Source organism: Cupriavidus oxalaticus (assembly GCF_038900635.1).
Classification (GTDB): Bacteria; Pseudomonadota; Gammaproteobacteria; order Burkholderiales; family Burkholderiaceae; genus Cupriavidus; species Cupriavidus oxalaticus_B.
In genome coordinates, this window is record NZ_JAYMRX010000109.1 from 1 (window position 1) to 392 (window position 392).

General features: G+C 49.5%; 1 tRNA gene. It reads right to left on the reverse strand.

Annotated elements, in window-relative coordinates:
* Window positions 1–265 precede the first annotated feature (265 nt).
* Window positions 266–341 (reverse strand) — tRNA-Ala (locus VSR71_RS35170).
* Between the last annotated feature and the right edge of the window lie 51 nt (window positions 342–392).

The following is a 392-nucleotide window of genomic DNA, read 5'->3' on the forward strand; positions in this document are numbered from 1 at the left end:
TCACTACAGGTTGAGTTCTCGCATTTGTGCCGTATTCCAAGTCATCTTTCGATCACTTAAATACATTTTGGTTGATACAATCACAACCCGGTATCGCGTTTTGTACTGCAGCGTCTCATCAACGCTTACGCGACACCTTTACTACATCCCATATTGTTAAAGAACAGCCGATCTTGCGATCGCTTGGCAATGCCAAATGAAAACACTCGCAACCTCATCGTCGCGATGCGCTTTCATTTGACAACCAATCCAAGGTACCAGGTGATGGTGGAGGATGACGGGATCGAACCGACGACCCCCTGCTTGCAAAGCAGGTGCTCTCCCAGCTGAGCTAATCCCCCTTCGGATAACTTGGTGGGTCTGGTAGGACTTGAACCTACGACCCCCGCCTT